The 16,723-nt window shown below is 72.8% G+C and carries 14 protein-coding genes and 1 riboswitch; of the genes, 3 read left to right on the forward strand and 11 right to left on the reverse strand.

Annotation, left to right across the window (positions count from 1 at the left end):
- Positions 1–62 precede the first annotated feature (62 nt).
- The 3 genes from DEJ51_RS08885 to DEJ51_RS08895 form a co-directional block, all read right to left on the reverse strand.
- Positions 63–1,220: an ArsA family ATPase gene (locus DEJ51_RS08885; protein ID WP_150257106.1), complete on the reverse strand. Its 1,158-nt coding sequence runs from the start codon at positions 1,218–1,220 to the stop codon at positions 63–65.
- 109 nt (positions 1,221–1,329) lie between these two features.
- Positions 1,330–1,770: an SRPBCC family protein gene (locus DEJ51_RS08890; RefSeq protein WP_150257107.1), complete on the reverse strand. Its 441-nt coding sequence runs from the start codon at positions 1,768–1,770 to the stop codon at positions 1,330–1,332.
- Positions 1,771–1,944: 174 nt separating this feature from the next.
- Positions 1,945–2,694 (reverse strand): metallophosphoesterase, encoded by a 750-nt coding sequence (locus tag DEJ51_RS08895; protein ID WP_263411701.1) that lies wholly within the window; start codon positions 2,692–2,694, stop codon positions 1,945–1,947.
- 345 nt (positions 2,695–3,039) lie between these two features.
- Here DEJ51_RS08895 and DEJ51_RS08900 point away from each other — a divergent pair, with 345 nt between their 5' ends.
- Positions 3,040–4,836: an AMP-dependent synthetase/ligase gene (locus tag DEJ51_RS08900; RefSeq protein ID WP_150257108.1), complete on the forward strand. Its 1,797-nt coding sequence runs from the start codon at positions 3,040–3,042 to the stop codon at positions 4,834–4,836.
- 9 nt (positions 4,837–4,845) lie between these two features.
- On the opposite strand, the gene DEJ51_RS08905 is transcribed toward DEJ51_RS08900, so the two are convergent.
- The 7 genes from DEJ51_RS08905 to DEJ51_RS08935 all read right to left on the reverse strand — a co-directional run bounded on the left by DEJ51_RS08905 (position 4,846) and on the right by DEJ51_RS08935 (position 13,183).
- Positions 4,846–6,462: a GMC oxidoreductase gene (locus DEJ51_RS08905; protein WP_150257109.1), complete on the reverse strand. Its 1,617-nt coding sequence runs from the start codon at positions 6,460–6,462 to the stop codon at positions 4,846–4,848.
- A gap of 185 nt (positions 6,463–6,647) precedes the next feature.
- On the reverse strand, positions 6,648–7,790 hold the full coding sequence (locus DEJ51_RS08910) for a glycosyltransferase family 4 protein (RefSeq protein ID WP_150257110.1): 1,143 nt from the start codon (positions 7,788–7,790) through the stop codon (positions 6,648–6,650).
- Between the two features lie 23 nt (positions 7,791–7,813).
- On the reverse strand, positions 7,814–8,929 hold the full coding sequence (locus DEJ51_RS08915; RefSeq protein WP_150257111.1) for a hypothetical protein: 1,116 nt from the start codon (positions 8,927–8,929) through the stop codon (positions 7,814–7,816).
- 25 nt (positions 8,930–8,954) lie between these two features.
- Positions 8,955–10,010: an NlpC/P60 family protein gene (locus DEJ51_RS08920; protein ID WP_223835719.1), complete on the reverse strand. Its 1,056-nt coding sequence runs from the start codon at positions 10,008–10,010 to the stop codon at positions 8,955–8,957.
- A 245-nt stretch (positions 10,011–10,255) separates the two neighbouring features.
- Complete coding sequence (locus DEJ51_RS08925; protein ID WP_150257112.1) at positions 10,256–11,284, reverse strand: C40 family peptidase; 1,029 nt, start codon at positions 11,282–11,284, stop codon at positions 10,256–10,258.
- Between the two features lie 254 nt (positions 11,285–11,538).
- A complete protein-coding gene (locus tag DEJ51_RS08930; RefSeq protein WP_150257113.1) occupies positions 11,539–12,903 on the reverse strand; it encodes an NYN domain-containing protein in 1,365 nt (454 codons plus the stop codon).
- Between the two features lie 40 nt (positions 12,904–12,943).
- Positions 12,944–13,183 (reverse strand): hypothetical protein, encoded by a 240-nt coding sequence (locus DEJ51_RS08935; protein ID WP_008738811.1) that lies wholly within the window; start codon positions 13,181–13,183, stop codon positions 12,944–12,946.
- Positions 13,184–13,307: 124 nt separating this feature from the next.
- Between DEJ51_RS08935 and DEJ51_RS08940 the strand changes: the two genes are divergently transcribed.
- Both DEJ51_RS08940 and DEJ51_RS08945 read left to right on the forward strand, forming a co-directional pair.
- Positions 13,308–14,042 carry a rhomboid family intramembrane serine protease gene (locus tag DEJ51_RS08940; RefSeq protein WP_150257114.1) on the forward strand — a complete coding sequence of 245 codons (735 nt, stop codon included), beginning with the start codon at positions 13,308–13,310 and terminating at the stop codon, positions 14,040–14,042.
- Positions 14,039–14,320: an Lrp/AsnC family transcriptional regulator gene (locus DEJ51_RS08945; protein ID WP_030013053.1), complete on the forward strand. Its 282-nt coding sequence runs from the start codon at positions 14,039–14,041 to the stop codon at positions 14,318–14,320. The genes DEJ51_RS08940 and DEJ51_RS08945 overlap by 4 nt, the downstream gene beginning before the upstream one ends.
- 594 nt (positions 14,321–14,914) lie before the next feature.
- On the opposite strand, the gene DEJ51_RS08950 is transcribed toward DEJ51_RS08945, so the two are convergent.
- Positions 14,915–16,303: an aminotransferase class V-fold PLP-dependent enzyme gene (locus DEJ51_RS08950; protein ID WP_150257115.1), complete on the reverse strand. Its 1,389-nt coding sequence runs from the start codon at positions 16,301–16,303 to the stop codon at positions 14,915–14,917.
- A 222-nt stretch (positions 16,304–16,525) separates the two neighbouring features.
- A riboswitch (SAM riboswitch) is annotated at positions 16,526–16,642 on the reverse strand.
- Positions 16,643–16,723: the final 81 nt, after the last annotated feature.

A 16,723-nucleotide genomic window follows, 5' to 3' on the forward strand; every position in this document is an offset into this window, starting at 1 on the left:
GCGGCGGCTGCTGACGTGCGGTACGGACTACCTTCGACGGTACCCGAACGGGGGTACGCGGTTCACTGCGTGCGAGGCCACAGCCCCGGGTCGGGGGTGAAGCGGATGCGGAGCTCCCCGTCGGCGAGGGCGGCGCCGGAGACGGTGCAGCGGCGCAGCGCCGCGGGGAGCGGAACGATCCTGCGGTGGGGGCCGGCGGTGAGCAGCAGTTCGTCGCCCCGGCGGACGAGGTCGAGGTCGCTCTTGTGGGCGCCGGGCAGCGGTACCACCCAGACGAGTACCCCGTCCTCGGCGAGCCTGTCCTCGACGGCCCAGGCCCGGCGGGGTGCGGGCGCTTCGGGTACGAGCCCGGCGGCGGCCGCGAGCCGCTCCAGGTCCTGCGGGCCGCGCGGGTCGCGGCCGAGGTGGGCGAGGGCGATCACGGGGAGTTCCCCGGCCCACTCGGCGGCGTGCTTCTGCTGCTGGGCGGCGAGCCCGGCGAGCCACGGGTCGGCGGATTCCGCCGGCACGGTGCGGTTGGCGACGACGGCGGAGACGGGCAGCTGCTGGAGGGCGAGTCCGAGCCGGCCGAGGCGCAGCGCGTCGGCGGCGGCCGGGCCGGGCTCGGCGACCAGCCGCAGCTCGGTGGTGTCGGCCTCGACGACGGCCTGTACGGCGGTGAGCTCCTCGTCCCAGCGGGCGGCGGTCTCGTAGAGCCACTGCGCGGGCATGGGCACGCCGGCCAGCTGGGCCAGTACGGGTCGCAGGGCGCGGGCGGCCTGCCGCTCGGCGGGCAGCAGCCGGGCGAGGTAGCGGCGGAGCTGGGCGGGGAGGGCGAGGGTGGCCACGGTCTGGTGGAGCGGCGGCATGTCGACGACGACGAGGTCGGTGCCGGGTGCGGCGGCGGCCCGCCGCAGGGCGCGGAGCAGGGCGAACTCCTCGGCGCCGGGCAGTTCGGTGATCTCCTCGGCGCCCAGCGGCCGGGCCCCGACCATGCCGAGCAGGGCGGATCCGCGCTGCTGGAGGGTGACGAGTTCGTCGCGGAACTCCTCGCCGGAGTCCACCCGGGCCACCCGCAGGCCGGCCGCGGCCGGGTCGCCGGTGAGGGCGGTGAGCGGGTCGCCGACGTCACCGGAGAGCAGCAGCACCCGTCGCCCGTGGCGGGCCGCGGCGAGGGCGGTGGCCGCCGCCACGGTGGTCCGCCCGGCCCCGCCGGGGCCGGTGATCAGCAAGGTGTGCATGTGCGGGTGCTCCGGGTCGGTGGTGGTCCGTGGGCCGCGCGCCTGCGGGTGGTGGGCCCGGAAGGGCGCGCAGCGCGTTCCTCGGCCCCTCCGGTGCGCGGGAAGCGGGTCAGACGGTTTCGACGCGCTTCTTCAGGCCCGCGAGCGCCCGGTCGATGATGACCTTCTCGGCCTTGCGCTTGATCATGCCGAGCATGGGGATCTTGACGTCGACGGTCAGCTGGTAGGTGACCTCGGTGCGCTTGCCGCCGTCCACGGCCGTCAGCCGGTAGGAGCCGTCGAGCTGGCGCAGCATCTGGGACTTGTCCAGGGTCCAGCTGACCTCGTCGGTGCCCTTCCAGGTGTAGGCGAGGGTGTGGTCGTCCTTGATCGCGCCCGCGTCGAGCAGCAGGCGGACCTTCTCGGCGCGCCCTTGGGCGTCGGTGGCCAGTACCTCGGCCTCCTTCACCTCGCCGGTCCACTCGGGGTAGCGGGCGAAGTCGGCGATCACGGCCATCACGTCGGTGGGCGCAGCCTCGATCGTGATGCTTGAGCTGGTGTGTTCCGCCATCGCGGTCGCTCCTCCGGGCTGGGGGTACCTCCCAGCGGCAGCTGGGGTGGTTCGAGGATGTGTGCGGCCTGGGGCCGCCGCGTGAAGGCTACCGCGCGTGCGGAGGTCGCCACTCCAGCGCCTCCCGCATGCCTCCCGCACCCGGCGGGGGGCCGCCGGGAAGCGGCCCGTCCTTCACCATTCCAGGACCCAGGGCCGGCCGGTGGCCGCGAAGTGGCCCACGTTCACGCACTCGGTGTTCCCGATGCGCATCCGCCGGGCGAGCGGCTGGTGGACGTGTCCGAAGAGGGCGTAGCGGGGGCGGGTGCGGCGGATCGCGGCGAGCAGGGCCTCGCTGCCGCGTTCGAAGCGGCGGGCGACCGTGTCGTAGCAGAGCTCGGGGACTTCCGGCGGGATGTGCGAGCAGAGCACGTCCACCTCGCCGAGCGCCTCGACCTTGGCCGCGTACTCCTCCGGGTCCACCTCGTAGGGGGTGCGCATCGGGGAGGGCAGTCCGCCGCCGACGAAGCCGAAGACGCGGCCGCCGATCTCCACCCGCTGGCCGTCGAGCACGGTGAGGCCGTGGCGCTCGGCGTACTCGGGCCACAGGCCCGGGACGTCGACGTTGCCGTAGGTGGCGTACGTGGGGGTGGGGAAGGCGGCGAACATCTGGGCGTACTGGCGTCGCACGGCGCCCTCGATGAGGGTGTCCCGGTCCAGGCCGGCCCAGAGCTGCCGGCCGAAGGCATGGGCCTCCTCGAAGCGGCGCGCGGTGCGCAGCTCGACGATCCGGTCGGCGTTCTCGACGCCGAACAGGTCGGGGAAGATCCCGCGCGAGTGGTCGGCGTAGTCGAGGAAGAGGACCAGGTCGCCGAGGCAGATGAGGGCGTCGGCGCCGTCGCCCGCCCGGGCGAGGGCTTCGGTGTTGCCGTGCACGTCGCTCACGACGTGGATCCTGGTGCGGCCCGGACCGCGGCCCGGCGCACCGGCCGGTCCGCGTCCTGATCCGCTCGTGCCGAACTGCTCTCCCCGCATGCTGCCAGCCATGCGGCCAACCCTAGAGCTGCCTGGTGGCGGCGGGTAGAGGGGGTGGGAGAGGTGGCCGGACCTGCGGTTACTTCCGAGTCGCGGCCGGGGTCGACTACTGTCGGCGCGTTGGGGTGAAGCAGGGTAAGTGCAGAATGTGACGCACGGAACATCTGGCCGGTTCCCCCTATCGGGAACCCACTACCGGTGGGTAACGTCCGGTCGGTCCACATGGTGGCGATGGCGCCCAGAGGAGCAGCAGTCTTGCGCGAGTTCAGCCTTCCGGCCCTGTACGAGGTCCCGTCGGACGGGAACCTGACGGATCTCATCCGCCGCAACGCCGCTCAGCATCCAGACACCGCCGTCATGAGCCGCAAGGTCGACGGCCGGTGGCAGGACGTGACCGCGACGGAGTTCCTCGCCGAGGTCCGCGCCGCGGCCAAGGGCCTCATCGCGGCCGGCGTCCGGCCCGGGGACCGGGTCGCCCTCATCTCCCGCACCCGCTACGAGTGGGTGCTGTTCGACTTCGCGATCTGGAGCGCGGGCGGTGTCACCGTCCCCGTGTACGAGACCAGCTCGCCCGAGCAGATCCAGTGGATCCTCGGTGACTCCGGTGCCGTCGGCGTCATCGTGGAGAGCCCGGCGCACAGCGCCGCCGTGGCCTCGCTGCGCGACCGGCTGCCGGAGCTGCGCGAGGTCTGGGAGATCGAGCAGGGGGCGCTGGACACGCTGAAGGCCGCGGGCGCGGCCGTCACCGACGCCGAGGTCGAGGAGCGCAGCAGCCTCGCGAACGCCGACGACCCGGCCACCATCGTCTACACCTCGGGCACCACCGGCCGCCCCAAGGGCTGCGTGCTGAGCCACCGCAACTTCTTCGCGGAGTGCGGCAACGCGGTGGAGCGCCTGAGTCCGCTGTTCAAGACCGGCGAGTGCTCGGTGCTGCTGTTCCTGCCGGCCGCGCACGTCTTCGGGCGCCTGGTGGAGGTGGCGGCCGTACTGGCGCCGATCCGCCTGGGCTGCGTACCGGACATCAAGAACCTCACCGACGAGCTGCAGTCCTTCCGCCCCACGCTGATCCTCGGCGTCCCGCGCGTCTTCGAGAAGGTCTACAACTCGGCGCGCGCCAAGGCGCAGGCCGAGGGCAAGGGGAAGATCTTCGACGCGGCGGCCGACACGGCCATCGCCTACAGCCGTGCGCTGGACACCCCGCGCGGCCCGTCGTTCGGGCTCAAGCTCAAGCACAAGATCTTCTCGAAGCTGGTCTACAGCAAGCTGCACGCGGTCCTCGGCGGCCGCGGCGAGTACGCGATCTCCGGCGGTGCCCCGCTGGGCGAGCGGCTCGGCCACTTCTTCCGGGGCATCGGTTTCACGGTCCTGGAGGGCTACGGCCTGACCGAGTCCTGTGCGGCGACCACCTTCAACCCGTGGGACAAGCAGAAGATCGGTACGGTCGGCCAGCCCATGCCGGGCTCCGTGGTGCGCATCGCGGACGACGGCGAGGTACTGCTGCACGGCGAGCAGATCTTCACGGGCTACTGGAAGAACGAGACGGCGACCGCCGAGGCGCTGACCGACGGCTGGTTCCACACCGGCGACGTCGGCACCCTCGACGAGGACGGCTATCTCACGATCACCGGCCGCAAGAAGGAGCTCATCGTCACGGCGGGCGGCAAGAACGTGGCCCCCGCGGTGATCGAGGACCGGATCCGGGCGCACGCGCTGGTCGCGGAGTGCATGGTGGTCGGTGACGCCCGGCCCTTCGTGGCGGCGCTGGTCACGATCGACGAGGAGTTCCTCGGCCGGTGGGCCGCGGAGAACGGCAAGCCGGCCGGGGTGACGGCGGCGGAGCTGCGTGAGGACGCGGACCTCATCGCCGCCGTCCAGAAGGCGGTCGACGACGGCAATGCGGCGGTCTCCAAGGCGGAATCGGTGCGGAAATTCCGCATTCTTCCCTCCCAGTTCACGGAGGAGTCGGGTCACATCACGCCGTCGCTGAAGCTGAAGCGCAATGTGGTGGCCAAGGACTTCGCGGACGAGATCGAGGCGCTCTACCGCGGCTAGACCGGGGCGCTAGCGGGGGTCCTCGGCGAGGATCCGGGCCATGTTCCGCTCCGCGAGGGCGGTGATGGTCACGAACGGGTTCACGCCGAGCGATCCGGGGATCAGGGAGCCGTCGACCACGTACAGCCCCTGGTACCCCTTGGCCCGCCCGTACACGTCGGTGGCGTCCCCGAGGACGCAGCCGCCGAGCGGGTGGTAGGTGAAGTTGTCGGCGAAAGCCCTGTTGCCGCCGAAGAGGTCGTAGCGGTACATCGTGAAGTTCCGCCAGTTGATGCGGTCGAAGAGGTTCTTCGCCGCGTTGACCGAGGGCGTGTTCTGGTCCCGCCGCCAGTTGAGCCGGGCCGAGTCGGTGGCGGCGTCGTAGGTGAAGTGACCCCGCTCCCTGTTCTTGGTGATGGCCAGGTACATCGAGATCCAGTGCTCGATGCCCATGGGGAGCGGGGCGATCTCGGCGAAGACCGGGTTCGAGGCGTTGTCCCAGTCGTCGATGCCCATCGCGGGCATGGTGGCCTGGTTGCAGCCGACCGTGTCCCACAGGTGGTTGGCGCGGGCGGTCATGACGTTGCCGTTGGGTCCCCAGCCGAGTCCGACCTTGTCGCTGAGCGCGGGCAGTGTGCCGGTCTCGCGGGCCCGCAGCAGGATCTCGGTGGTTCCGAGGCTGCCGGCCCCGAGGAAGAGCTGTCCGCAGCCGAGTTCGCGGACCTGGGTGACCCGTCCGGTGACGTCGCTGGTCCGTACGGTCAGGACGTATCCCCCGGCCGGGTCGGGCCGTACGCCGACCACGCGCTGCATGGTCTCGATGGTGACGTTGCCGGTGCCGACGGCTGCGGCGAGGTAGGTCTTGTCGACGCTCTTCTTGCCGTGGTTGTTGCCGTAGATGACCTCACCGGCCAGGGCGGAGCGGGTGGCGGTGCCGGCCGCCTCGCGCTGCATGTACGCGAAGTCGTAGACGTTGGGGACGAAGACGGTCTTCAGGCCGGTGTTCTGGGCGTGCTTGCGGGAGATCCGGGCGAAGCGGTACCACTCGGTGGACTCGAACCAGGCCGGGTCGATGTCGTTCACTCCGAGCATGGCGCGGGCGCGGGGGTAGTAGGTGCCGTACATCTCGTCGGCGTCGACCTGGGGCAGCACCTCGGTGAAGTACGAGCGCCGGGGTGTAGGGGCCATGCCGCCGTTGACGAGCGATCCGCCGCCGACCCCCCGGCCGACGTACACGGACATGTCGCCGTAGTTCACGCGGTCGAGGACGCCGGGGTAGGGGCTGATGTCGCGGTTGACCACGTCGAGCCAGAGGAACTGGGCGAGCGGGGCCTCGGTGCGGTTGCGGAACCACATGGAGCGCTGGTCGGGGGCGGAGGTGGACGGGAAGACCTTGCCGTCGGGCCCGGGGGTGTCCCAGAGCCGGCCCATCTCCAGTACGACGGTGCGTACGCCCGCCTGCCCGAGCCGCAGGGCGGCGACGGCGGATCCGTAGCCGGAGCCGACGACGATGGCGGGGGCGTACTGGGCGGCGGCGGGTTCCACGGCCGCGGCGGAGGCCGCCGAGATCCGGGTGAAGCCGAGCGCGGCGGCGGTCGAGAGGGCGCCGAGGCCCAGCATTTGACGGCGCGTCAGATTGGATGTCATGGCCGCATCATGAGCGGAATCCAGCCGTCCGCCCAGACGCGGTATTGACAGACATCTGAGGAACAGTCAGACGTGGCTGCGGAACCGGTCGCCGGCGGCTCCGCCGCAAAATCCGGCCTCGCCGGCATTTGAGGCGCGGGGGTCCGGGGGCAGGGCCCCCGGCAGCGGCGCCGCGCCCGCAACGGCTACAGCAGCTCGCGCAGGCGTTCCGCCAGGAGGTCCCAGCGCCACTTCTCCTCGACCCACGCACGGCCGGCGGCGCCCATCCGCGCCCGCAGCTCGGGGTCCTCCAGCAGGGTGACGGTCCGGTCCGCCGCGTCCTCGGCGGAGCCGCCCCGCACGACCCAGCCCGTCTCGCCGTCCAGCACCGCGTCCGGCGCCCCGCCCGAGTCGCCCGCGATCACCGGCAGGCCCGTCGCCGAGGCCTCCAGGTAGACGATCCCGAGCCCCTCCACGTCCAGCCCGCCCCGGCGGGTCCGGCACGGCATGGCGAAGACGTCACCCGCGCCGTAGTGGGCCGCGAGTTCCGACCACGGGACGGCGCCGGTGAAGACGACGGAGTCCGATACCCCGGTGGAGACGGCCAGCTTCCGCAGGTCGTCCTCGTAGGGCCCGCCGCCCACGATCAGCAGCACCGCGTCCGGCACCGCCGCCAGGATCCGCGGCATCGCCTCGATCAGCGTGTCCTGCCCCTTGCGCGGCACCAGCCGGGACACGCAGACGACCACCGGCCGGTCCGTCAGCCCGAGCCGGGCCCGGACCTCGGCCCCGCCCGACCCCGGGTGGAAGGTCTTCTCGTCCACCCCCGGCGGAAGTTGCACCATCCGGGCCGCCGCCCGCTCCGTCACCGCCGAGGCGATCCGCGAGCGCGTGTACTCCCCCAGGTAGGTCAGCGTGTCGGTGCCCTCGCCGATCCGGCGCAGCAACTGCCGCGCGGCCGGCAGCTGGGCCCAGCCCGCCTCGTGCCCGTGGGTGGTCGCGACGATCCGCCGCGCACCCGCCCGCCGCAGCGCGGGGCCCATCAGCCCGAGCGGGGCCGCCGCGCCGAACCATACGGACTCGCAGCCGTGTTCGCGCAGCAGGCCCACCGCCCGCCGCGTCACGCGCGGGGTCGGCAGGAGCATCGTCGTGCGGTCGCGGACCACCTGGAACGGCTGCTCCGCGTCGAAGGCCGCGGTGGCCTCGCGTCCCTCCGCTCCGTGCTTCCAGGTGGAGGCGTAGACGACGATCCGGTCGGGATCCAGCCTCAGCGCCATGTTGTGCAGGAAGGCCTGGATACCGCCGGGGCGCGGCGGGAAGTCGTTGGTCACGATCAGCGTCTTGTGCATCGCTGCCAACGTACCGGACGCCCTCAGCGGAACTCCGCCCGCAGGGCCTCCTGCCAGTCCTTCGTCAAGGCGTCCGGGTCCATTCCGAGGGCGCCCCGCACCGCCGCCGGCCACGGTTCGCGCCCCGCCCTCCGGTACAGGTCCACGAGCGCCGCCTCGCCCCATCTGCCCGCGATCAGCCTGCAGGCCAGCCAGGCGCCCTCGTAGGCCCGGGCCAGCGCCTCCGGATCGCCGCCGAAGGCGAAGTCCTGCGCCCGGGGCAGCTCGCCGGGCACCTCACCCCGCCGCACGGCCCTGGCCAGCGCCGGGGCGGCCTGCTCCGGGGTGGCCGGGGTGCCGCGGTAGGCGGCCCAGTCCGCGAAGCCCTCGGAGAGCCACTGCGGGGTGGTCTCGGTGGTCGCCGCCCGGGTGGCCACGTGGGTGACCTCGTGGGTCAGGACGACCCCGCGGCCCGCGGGGCTGAGCTCCCCCCACCCCTGCGGGTTCACGACGACCCGGTCGGCGGGGGCCGGAGCGGCGCCGACGCGGCCCGTGGTGACCGCCCCCATGCCCCGGTACTCGGCGGCCGGACGGCCCAGCAGCTCCGCCATCCGTTCCAGGGACCCGGGGACCAGCACCACGGCCCGGCCCGGCCAGGGTCCCGGCCAGGCGGCGTCCGCCGCGGGCACCGCCCGGTCGGCCTCCGCCGCGATCTCCGACAGCGTCCCGGCCTGCTGCCCGACGCCCAGCACCAGCGCGTGGGCCCCGCGGACCACCGCCACCGGACCCTGGTCCCACAGCTGCGGCAGGGCGCCCGGCGCGGGCCGGTCCCCGGTGACGTGCCACCGCCCGCCGTCCCGGCTCAGGCGCACCTCGCGCGCCGTCCCGGCCGCGGCGGCGTCGTAGCCGCTCAGCCGGTAGCGCAGCTCCGCCCGCGCGGTGGCCGCGGCGCCGTCCCGCCGGACCGCGGACACCTCGTACGCCCAGCCCTCCAGCGGGATCCCGGAGAGCTCGGCGGGCGGCATCCGCGACCAGTCGGCGACGGCGGCCCGGACGTCCCGCTCGGCGCCGTCCCGCGGGGCGGGCGCGCCGCATCCGGCGAGCAGCACGCTCAGCAGGAGCGGCAGCACGCGTACGGGGGACCGGCGGACGGGGGGCATCCGTCGATCGTACGCACGGCTGCCGTCAGGGGCGGGTCACCGAGGAGACGGGCATCATCCCGACGGGGTCGTAGCGGACCCGGGCCCCGGGATACGGGGCGTGCACCACCTGGCCGTTGCCGACGTACATGCCGACGTGGCTGGCGTCCGAGCGGTACGTCACCAGGTCGCCCGGGCGGGCCTGCGACAGCGGAACCTGCCGGCCCGCGTGCCGCTGGGCCTGCGAGGTGCGCGGCAGCGATACCCCGGCCTGCCGGTACGACCAGACCATCAGCCCGGAGCAGTCGAAGCCGCTGGGGCCCGTGGAGCCCCACACGTACGGGCGGCCGACCGCGGCACGGGCCGCCATCACGGCGGTCTGGGCGCGTCCGGAGGAGGCGCCGAGGGAGGACAGGTCGGGCAGTCCCTCGGGGCGGCCCCCCGAGCGCGAGGCGCGTTCGTAGTCGGCCCGCTCGCCGGAGGGCATGGCGTTGAGCAGCCGCCGGGCGGCCGCGAGCTTCGCGGTGACGGAGCGCTTGTGCCGGGCCACGTCGGAACGCAGGGCGTCGAGTTCGGCGAGCTTGCGGGTGGCCTCCTGGCGCTCCTGGCCGAGTTCGCGCTGCTCCTCGCGGAGTTCGGCGAGCTGCCGGGCCTGGCGGCCGGTCAGCCGGTCGAGGGCGGCGGCCCGCTCCAGGTACGCGTCCGGGTTCTCGGCCAGCATCAGCCCGACGGCGGGGTCGATGCCGCCGCTGCGGTACTGGGCCCCGGCGAAGGTGCCGAGGACGCCCCGCAGGGTGTTGATGCGCTCCTGGCCGCGGGCCACCGCGTCCTGGGCCCGGTTGACCTCGGTCCGGAGCCGGTCGGCCTTCTCGCCCGCCTCGTTGAAGCGCTCGGTGGCCTGCTCGGCCTCCTCGAAGAGTCGGTCCACCTGGGCGCTGATGCCGGTTCTCGCCCCGCCGCCGGGTTCGTACGGGAGGCCGGGGGCCGCGTTCGCGGGTACGCCCGTCATGGCGACCGCGGCGGTGGCCGCGGCGGCGGTGAGGACGGTGACCGTCGTGTTCCGGTCGAGGCTGCCGAGCCCGGCCCGGCGATGGGACGCCACGTGAAACCGCTCCCTTCCGCTGTGCGGCGCCCGGGTCCGCCCCCCGTGGACGGCCGTGTACCGGGTTCCGCGCTGGCAGACAGTAGCGGCGCGACCACGCACCGGCCAACGACCACCCGTGGGCGCACATGCCGACGCCCCGCAGGAGACGCAGGTCACCGGCGGGGCGTGTGGTCAGAGGGAGGCGCTGGAATTCGCCCGGATGGGCGGTCTGCGGCGCGTCCCGGACCGGGGGGCGGAGCGGATCAGCCGACCCGGACGCCGAACTGGAACGGCATGTTGTCCATGGACTCGTACTTGATGCCGCTGCGCGGGTTCGAGGCGTGCAGCGTCATGTTGTTGCCGGCGTAGAGGCCGACGTGGTGCAGGTCGCCGTAGAAGAAGACGAGGTCACCGGGCTGGAGCTGGCTGCGGCCGATGCGGGTGCCGTCGTTCACCTGGGTGAAGGTGGTGCGGCTGATGCTGACGTTGGCCTGCTTGTAGGCCCACTGCGTCAGCCCGGAGCAGTCGTAGACGTTGGGGCCGGTGCCACCGGACTGGTAGGTGAAGCCCAGCTTCGTCTTGGCGGCTTCGAGGGCGATCGCGGCGCGGCCGGAGCCCTTGACGTTGCCGAGGTCCACACGCTGGCTGTCGGCGCGGCTGGCGCGCGTGTCCTCGTCCTTGATCGCCGCGCGCTCCTGCGCGGTGAGGGTGTTGAGGAGGGCCTGGGCCGCGGCGAGCTTCTCGGTGGAGGCCTTCTTCTTCTCGCCGAGTTCCTTGCGGGTGGCGTCGAGGTCGGCGAGCTTGCCGGCGGCCTCCTGACGCTGCTGCGCGAGGGTGCGCTGCTTGTCCTGGATCCGCTGGACGGCCTCGACCTGCTTGCCGTTCAGGTGCTCCAGGGAGGAGGCCTTGTCGAGGTAGCTGTCGGGGTCCTCGGAGAGGAGGAGCGCGAGGGAGGGGTCGATGCCGCCGCCGCGGTACTGGGCGCTGGCCATCGAACCGAGCGTCCTGCGCAGCTCGTTGAGGTCGCCCTGGCCGCGCGCGACCTGGTCCTGGAGCTGGGCTATCTCCTTCTCCAGCTTGTCCTGGCGCTCCTTGGCCCCGTTGAACTTCTCGGTGGCCTGCTCCGCCTCTTCGTAGAGCGCGTCGACCTGGCTCTTGACCTCGTCCTTGCTCGGCTTCGCGGGCGCGGCGGAGGCGCTCTGCGCGGTGAGGGCGACGGCCGCGGCCGCGACCGAGGTGAGCACGGTCACACGAGCGCGGTTCGGCTGCTTGGGTCGACGGTGGGACGCCACGAAGGCGAGCTCCTTCTTCCTGGGAGCCGCCGAAGAAACGCAACTCGGCAGCACCTTCGCTGCCACCCCGAATGAGTGATCTACCGCACGAAGGTTTGACCAGACCCTAGTGACCCAGCTGTGATCAGTTCAAATCCTGCCGGGAAAAAACTCGCCCTCCGACCAGGTTCTTTACCTACAGCGCACGCTCCGTGCAGCCCACTTGACGGTGCGTCCACCACAAGGTCCACCAATTCGGGCATTGCGGCAAGGAGTTATGAAACGCGCGAAAGCCGCTTCAGCAACAATGCGGACGTGACGGGCCGGGCACCCGCCTTCGCCACCCCGTCGGCGACCTCCCGGTCCGTGGAGACCACGACCACCGGCCTGCCGGGCGGTTCCGCACGCACCAGCTGGCGGATCAGTTCGTCCGCCGTCACCCCGGCCTTGGAGAACAGCACCCGCACCCCGCGCGGCGGCGCGAGCAGCACCGGGGCCGCCAGTTCCGCCCCGTCGAAGACACAGGTCATCTCGGCGCCCGTCTGCGCGGCCAGCATCGACAGCCCGCCCAGCAGCCGCAGCCGCTGCTTCTCCAGCGGCATCGTCGGATAGCCCGTCTTGGTCACGTTGTAGCCGTCGACCACCAGATGGGCCTGAGGAAGCGCCAACAACTGGTCCAGCAACGCCGGATCGGTCTCCGAGAGGGCCCGCGCCGCGATGTCCTTCGGCGTCATCCGGCCCGGCTCCACCGCGTCCACGGTGTCGGCGGGGCGGGTGTTCACCGGCGGCAGCGCCAGCTCGCGGCGCAGCCCCTGCGCCGCGTCCAGCACGGTGTCCAGCAGCAGCCGCAGCCGCATGTCCTCGATGCTGCGCCCCTCACGGGTGGCCCGGCGCGAGGTCTCCAGCGCCGTCTCCACCTCCGCCAGACGGGCCTTGAGCCGACGGGTCTCGCTCTCGGCGGCGGCCACCCGGGCGGCCGCGTCACCACGGATCCCGTCGATCTCCGCATTCACCTTGCGCAGGGCCGCGTCACCCCGCTTGACGTCGCTGAGGGCGCTGCGCAGCTTGCGCTGAAGCGATTCCGCTTCCTTGCGGGCGGCGTCCAGTTCGCCCCGGACCTGCTCCCCGCCCGTGCGCTGCAGCTCCCGCGCGTGGGCCAGTTCCTCGCGCAGCCGCTCCAGCTCGCGCCGGGTCTCCTCGCCGACCCGCTCGGCGTCGGCGCGCTGCGCCTCCTCGCCCGCGGCGGCCACCAGCTTGACCCAGCCGGCCGGCCGCAGGACGAAGGCGGCGGCGGCCACGTCCAGCGGATCCGCGGCGGCCGGAGGCGCGCCTGCCTCCAGCGCCGCGGCCAGATCGGCCTGCGCCTCGCGCACCTTCTCGGCGACCCTGCTGCGGAACACGGCGTCGGTCTCGACCGCCGCGGCCATGGCGTTGCCCGCGAACTTGGCCCGCCGGGTCGGGGTGAACCGGGCGTACTGGCGCAGCTGCGCCGGGAGGTCCGCGACCGTCAGTCCGCCGAAGGCGTCCGAGACGAGCGCGACGACCCGGCGCCGCACGCCTTCCGGCAGCGGGTGGTCGAGCGCCTCGGCGGCGTCGCCGGCCGCGTCGGCCGGCTCAGCGCCGCTTGCTGGCTCCACAATCCGTCACCCCTACCGTGATCTTCCTGTGGGTGCGCCTCCGTCAGGAGTCCGCGCCCGGCCTGTCCACGAGCTCGATCTGGTCCACCGCGTTGCACCAGCGGCAGCGGACCGACTCGATGGTCTCATTGACCACCTCGCGCTCCTCGACCTTGGGCTCCCCGGCGAGGTCCAGGTGGACGTACTCCACGACCTTCGACGAACGGGTCACGTCGAAGCGCGTGAGATTGCCGCACAGGGTGCAGCGCCACCGGGTGGTGTCGGTCGGCAGGGGAACCGTCATCAGGCCGCTCTCTCCTTCGTAGCTGATTCAATTAAAGCCGCCCGCGCCGCCGTATGCGTCGTCCTGCGGACCGCAGCTCGTAACCCTACGGCCTGCCACCGCTTCAGGTGGGTCCCCTTGCGTCATGCTCTGTCACATGATCGTAAGGTGGCTGGCCGTCCGCGAGGCCGCCCGGGGACCGGTGGTCACCCATGCGCTGATCGCGGGCTGCGCCGTGGTGTTCGTGCTCGGCCCGGCCTCGGGACTCAACCCGGCCTACGGGACGGGGGAAGAGCTGCTGTCCGCCGGAACGGCCTACTTCCGGCGCTGGGGCGTGGTCCCCGACGAGCTCTTCACGGGCGGCCCGCGCGCCTGGCTGACCCCGCTGACCGCGCTGTTCGTGCACGGCAGCTGGCTTCATCTGCTCGGGAACATGCTCTTCCTGTACGTTTTCGGCGCGATGGCGGAGGAACGGATGGGCCGCCCGGCCTTCCTCGTCTTCTACCTCTGTACGGGGTACCTGGCGATGGCGGCGTACGCGGCGGCCAACGCGGGCTCCCCGCAGACGCTCGTCGGGGCCTCCGGCGCCATCTCGGCCGTGCTGGGCGCGTTCCTCTTCCTGCTGCCGCGCGCCAGGGTGACGAGCCTGTTCCCGTTCCTCTTCTTCCTGCCGCTGCGGTTCCCGGCGTGGATCGTGCTGCTGTTCTGGTTCGCCCTCCAGTGGGTGGCCGCGCAGCGGGCCGGAAGCGGGCCGGGAGTCGCCTATCTGGCCCATCTGGTGGGCTTCTCGCTCGGGTTCCTCTACGCGTGGGCCCGCTATCGGGGTACGACTAGAGTGAGGCGACCAGCGACGGCCACCGAGGGAGACAGCCAGCCGTGATCACCGCGATCGTGCTCATCAAGACCAGCGTGGACCGGATCCCCGAGATCGCCGAGTCCATCGCCGCCCTCGAGAACGTCAGCGAGGTCTACTCCGTGACGGGGACGTACGACCTCATCGCGCTGGTCCGCGTGGCCCGTCACGAGAACCTGGCGGACATCATCCCCGGCCGCATCAGCAAGATCCCGGGCGTCGAGGCGACGGACACGCACGTGGCCTTCCGCACGTACTCGCAGCACGACCTGGAGGCGGCGTTCGCGATCGGCCTCGACGCGTAACGCCTCCGGCGCGGTCTGCCAACCCACCCCGGCTACGCCCTGCCCCTCCCCCGCCGGCGGGACTCGATACGCACGGGCCATCCCCGCCCGGGCGGGTCGCCTCAATCGCCGGCGAGGCTTGATGTGCGCGGGCCGTCCCCCGCCCGGGCGGGTCGCCTCAAACGCCGGCGAGGCTTGATGTGCGGTCCGCCTCAATCGCCGGCGGGGCTTGATGCGTACGGGCCATCCCCGCCCGGGCGGGTCGCCTCAAACGCCGGCGAGGCTTGATGTGCGCGGGCTGTCGAAGCCCTGGTGTGGGGTGGTGACACGTAGGAGGGTCCCCGCAGGACGAGGCGCGACCACGGCCGTCTGGCCGAGACGCCCCGCGCGCGCCGAGCCGAGGAGATCCTCGTGCGGGGCACCACCCCACACCGCACCACCCAGCCCCGCCGGCGCTTGAGGCGCGGGCCCGGGCATCGCCCGGCCCGAACCACACACCCCCGCGCAGCGACAGCCCCCCAATCCAGCCCCGCCGGCGTTTGAGGCGCCCACCCCGGCGGGGACCGCCCCCAGACCCCTCACACCGCCGAGCAACCCCGCAGGGGCCCCGGTGGGTCATACGGTCGGGACGCAGCGGCCCTCCTCCGTGCGGTACTGCCACTTCGCGCCGTCCGTGACGAGTTCGCGGACCGCGTCGAGGAAGCGGTCCACGTGCTCGTCCGGGGTGCCGGCGCCGAAGCTGACGCGGATCGCGTTCAGCGAGCGCTCCCCCGGCGCCGCCTCGGGGGCTCCGCACTCGCCCTGGGCCTGCGGCTCGCTGCCCAGCAGGGTCCGCACCAGCGGGTGCGCGCAGAACAGGCCGTCCCGTACGCCGATCCCGTACTCGGCGGACAGCGCGGCCGCGAAGTGGGAGCTGTTCCAGCCGTCCACGACGAAGGAGATGACGCCGACCCGCGGGGCGTCGTCCCCGAAGAGGGACAGGACCCGGACGGCCGGCACGTCGGCGAGGCCCTCGCGGACCCGGGCCACGAGCCGCTGCTCGCGCGCCACCAGGTTCTCGAAGCCGGCTTCGGTCAGGGCCCGGCAGGCCGAGGCGATGGAGTAGACACCGATGACGTTCGGGGATCCGGCCTCGTGGCGGGCGGCGGTGGTGTGCCACTCGACGTCGACGCCGCCGTCCTCCCGGCGGGAGACCTTGCGGGAGGCGCCGCCGCCCGCGAGGTACGGATCGGCCTCCTGGAGCCAGTCGGCGCGCCCGGCGAGCACGCCCGAGCCGAAGGGCGCGTAGAGCTTGTGTCCGGAGAAGGCCACCCAGTCGACGTCCAGCTCCTGCACGGAGACGGGGTGGTGCGGGGCCAGTTGGGCGGCGTCCAGCACGATGCGCGCCCCGTGGGCGTGCGCCGCGGCGGCGAGTTCCCTCACCGGCCACAGCTCGCCGGTGACGTTGGAGGCGCCGGTGACGCAGACCAGCGCCGGACCGTACGGTTCGCGGTCTGCGAGGGCCCGCTCCAGGGTGGCGACGGCCTCGGCCGGGGTGCGCGGCGCGTTGAGGTAGGTGACCTGTGCGTCGGCCCAGGGCAGCAGGGAGGCGTGGTGCTCGGTCTCGAAGACGAACACCTGGCAGCCGGCGGGGAGTACGGCGGCGAGCAGGTTGAGGGAGTCGGTGGTGGACCGGGTGAAGACGACCTGGTCGGTGGGGCGGCAGTCGAGGAACTCGGCGACGGTGGCCCGGCTCTGCTCGAAGAGGTCGGTGGAGAGCTGCGAGAGGTATCCGGCGCCGCGGTGCACGCTGCCGTAGTACGGGGCGTACGCGGCCACGTCGTCCCAGACCCGCTGCAGTGCGGGGGCGCTGGCGGCGTAGTCGAGGGCCGCGTAGGTGACCTCGCCGCCGGTGACGAGCGGGACGGTGACGTCCCGGCCGAGGACGGCGAGCGGCTCGGCACAGGCGGGGTCGGCGGTGGCTGCGGCGGCGGTGGCGACGGCGGTGTTCAGGGATGCGGACATGGCGGTATCTCCCGGCAGGCAGGGCTGAATGGCTTCGGTTGCCCGTACGCGGGTACGACGCTGCGGCCGTCCGGGGTACGGGAGGATTCCTCGGACCGCGCTGGGCGGGGGTACACGGAAGTGACCCTGGTCCGAGGGTTGAAGTAGGGGCGGAGTCGCCCTATCGCATTCGCTTGCTCACGGAAAACGCTCCTCGAGAGACCAGGACCCCTGGTGTCGAGGGATCCGCGCTTGCCGTAGGCCTTGCTGCCTACGACCTGGTCATCACCCGGGGCACCCCGCCACGGAAGGAGGGTTGCCGGACAGCAAGCCGGGGCCTAAACGCTGTCACTCGTGACCTGGTCTGCATCCTGCCACAAGATCGGCCGAACGCAAGACCCCGGTCCGCATGGCGGACCGGGGTCGTCGCTTTCGCGCCGT

The sequence above is a fragment of the Streptomyces venezuelae genome (assembly GCF_008642275.1).
Lineage (GTDB): Bacteria > Actinomycetota > Actinomycetes > Streptomycetales > Streptomycetaceae > Streptomyces > Streptomyces venezuelae_E.

Bases quoted from the DNA above. Each gene is read 5' to 3' on its own strand.
- DEJ51_RS08890 (WP_150257107.1), bottom strand. From the start codon at position 1,770: ATGGCGGAACACACCAGCTCAAGCATCACGATCGAGGCTGCGCCCACC.
- DEJ51_RS08915 (WP_150257111.1), bottom strand. From the start codon at position 8,929: ATGCCCCCCGTCCGCCGGTCCCCCGTACGCGTGCTGCCGCTCCTGCTG.
- DEJ51_RS08910 (WP_150257110.1), bottom strand. From the start codon at position 7,790: ATGCACAAGACGCTGATCGTGACCAACGACTTCCCGCCGCGCCCCGGC.
- DEJ51_RS08950 (WP_150257115.1), bottom strand. From the start codon at position 16,303: ATGTCCGCATCCCTGAACACCGCCGTCGCCACCGCCGCCGCAGCCACC.
- DEJ51_RS08935 (WP_008738811.1), bottom strand. From the start codon at position 13,183: ATGACGGTTCCCCTGCCGACCGACACCACCCGGTGGCGCTGCACCCTG.
- DEJ51_RS08905 (WP_150257109.1), bottom strand. From the start codon at position 6,462: ATGACATCCAATCTGACGCGCCGTCAAATGCTGGGCCTCGGCGCCCTC.
- DEJ51_RS08940 (WP_150257114.1), top strand. From the start codon at position 13,308: ATGCTCTGTCACATGATCGTAAGGTGGCTGGCCGTCCGCGAGGCCGCC.
- DEJ51_RS08885 (WP_150257106.1), bottom strand. From the start codon at position 1,220: ATGCACACCTTGCTGATCACCGGCCCCGGCGGGGCCGGGCGGACCACC.